Origin of the sequence: Streptomyces sp. NPDC005393, assembly GCF_040606675.1 — a bacterium.
In the GTDB taxonomy this organism is placed as follows: domain Bacteria; phylum Actinomycetota; class Actinomycetes; order Streptomycetales; family Streptomycetaceae; genus Streptomyces.
Genome location: NZ_JBEXFG010000123.1, coordinates 1 through 2,390, shown reverse-complemented (window position 1 = coordinate 2,390; position 2,390 = coordinate 1). Strand labels below are relative to the sequence as shown.

At 63.3% G+C, this 2,390-nt stretch carries 2 protein-coding genes; both read right to left on the bottom strand.

Features of this window, described 5'->3' with window-relative positions:
- Positions 1–102: 102 nt before the first annotated feature.
- Complete coding sequence (locus tag ABZS71_RS35485; RefSeq protein ID WP_356216955.1) at positions 103–1,227, bottom strand: IS30 family transposase; 1,125 nt, start codon at positions 1,225–1,227, stop codon at positions 103–105.
- Positions 1,212–1,580 carry a transposase gene (locus ABZS71_RS35480; RefSeq protein WP_356216952.1) on the bottom strand — a complete coding sequence of 123 codons (369 nt, stop codon included), beginning with the start codon at positions 1,578–1,580 and terminating at the stop codon, positions 1,212–1,214. The genes ABZS71_RS35485 and ABZS71_RS35480 overlap by 16 nt, the downstream gene beginning before the upstream one ends.
- Positions 1,581–2,390 lie beyond the last annotated feature (810 nt).

The window sequence follows — 2,390 nt, the reverse complement described above, 5'->3', positions numbered from 1 at the left end:
CCAACGGCACATGTCGACGATACGGAAGCATGCCTTCTCCGCGTCGATGAACTCGTAGCGGGAGATCACCGATGCTCGCTGGCGAAGAAGGAGGCCTTAGATTCAACCGGTCAAGGCAACACTCTCGGCTGGTGTGCGAAATCTCAGGCACTTGCGCGGACGGTTGTTGAGCTTCGTCGCGATGGCGTCAAGGTCGTCCTGGCTGAACGTCGACAGGTTTGTGCCTTTGGGCAGGTACTGCCGGAGCAGCTTGTTGGTGTTCTCGTTGGTGCCACGTTGCCAGGGGCTACGCGGGGCTGCGAAGAACACGTCGACACCGGTGTCGGCGGTGAACCGCTTGTGGGCTGCCAGTTCCATGCCGCGATCCCAGGTCAGCGTGCTGCGTAGTCGGGGGTCCATGCGTTCGTAGGTGTCGGCCAGAGCGGGAACGACCACGGTGGTGTGGCGGCTGGCGAGTTTCACGACCGTGAGGAACCGTGACTTCCGGTCGACCAGTGTGGCGACCTGGCTGTTGTTCGAGCCGATCACCAGATCGCCTTCCAGATGCCCGAACTCGCTGCGGTCCTCCGCCGCCTGGGGCCGCTCCTCGATTGGTCGGGCATCGGTGATCTGTGAGCGCCACTGTCCTTTCACCGTGTGGCGCTTGTTCTTCCGGATCGGGCGGCCAGTTCGCAGGCGCTTGCACAGCTCGCGAGGGATCACCTTCCAGCGGGTGGTGTAGACCGATCGGTAGATCGTCTCGTGGCTGATCTCCATCCCCGGGTCGTCACCGTGATGCCGACGCAGGTGGCCGACGATCTGTTCCGGCGACCACTCCTCCCTCAGCAGGGTCAGCACCGTCTGCCTCAGCGCGGGCCTGCGGGCGAGCAGGCACTGCTTCGGGCGCCGGGCGCGCTCAAGTGCCCGTTCGTGCGCGGCGATCGCCCGGTAAACGTCGCGTCCGCCGTTGTTGCTGATTTCACGACTGATCGTCGACACTGCACGCCCCAGGAGGCCGGCGATGGCCCGGTAGGACTCTCCGGCACAAAGACCACGTGAGATCTCCTCCCGCTCGCCCATGGTCAAGTTTCCGGCGCGCGCTTTGCGGGGTTCGGGAGCGATCCCTCCGTGGTGCTTGAGGACGGTGAACACCGAACCGGGCGGCTTACCGATCTGCCTTGAGATGACGCTGATCGATTCCCCGGCCCTCCACCGCCGCCACAAGTCGGCCTTCATCTCGTCCGACATCCCCGGCCGACCCAGTCTCGCCACGTAAACCGTCCTCGACCAGCACTGTTGCTCTGACCGGTTGAATCTAAGGCTGCTTTTTTGAGGAACGCGTTCTCCTCTCGGAGCTTCTGGTTCTCGCGTTCAAGCTGCCGTTCGCGGTCAGTCTTCGGTTCGCCGGTTCCTGGCTGCGGCCCGGGGTTCAGCGATGCCCGGTATTGCGAGACCCATTTGCCGAGGCTGGTCTCGTGGATGCTGAGTTCGGCGGCAACATGGGTGATCGGGCGAGGGCCATCGAGCACCATACGGACGGCCTCGTCTTTGAACTGCTGGGAGTATCTGGGTGGCACTTCTCTCTCTTTCCGGACGTTCATAACCCTACGCGGGCCCCTGTCCGGAAACTTCAGGGCACCTCAATGTCACGTCGCGACCAGTCGCGAACACCTGACATACAGCATTCCCGGCTGACGAGATGAACCGGCACCCCGGGGTCACCGCGCCGACGACCAACCCGCCCGACGCGAAACCCGCCGGTCACCACCCTGCCGACTCCATGAAGGGACATTCCGTTACCTACACGAGCCGCATTTCTCGGTTCCCCGATGGGGCCGTTACATCTGTGGCAGCACTCCGCCGCTCCACCATCTGGGCAGTCGAGGATCAGAGCGCTGTCGGCACGAGAGGATTGCTGTACTTACCCGGGCCGGTGTGGGGCCTACGAGCCGGAGGATTGCCGATGACCTTCACCTCTACGGAACGAGCTGCCATCGACACGCATGCCGCTCATCTAGGCATCTCAAGCGACGAGTACATTCGCCAGTCCGCGGCGGCACGGGCACTGGCTTGGCAACGCGAGTGCGCTGCGTTCCGTGAGATGGCTGAGCGGCGTGGAACGACCGTCGAGGCGCTGCTTAAGCGTGGGTGCTTGATGGACGACGCGCCGTGAAATGACCTTTGGTCACGGCACTACACCAGGCTCAGGTCGTCAACCGCGACGTTGTCCACTCCCCTGATAGCACGCCCGGGCCGCGAGAGTGTGCCATCTTCCCCTCCGCTGTCGATGTTGCGGAGGGGCGGGTCGAGTGTGCTTAGTACTCCAGTCGTAGATCGTTATGTGCCCTGGTCTTGGAGCTGTCTGCAAAACCAGGTGGCCTCAGCGGACCATCTGGGTAAGGTCGGGCAAT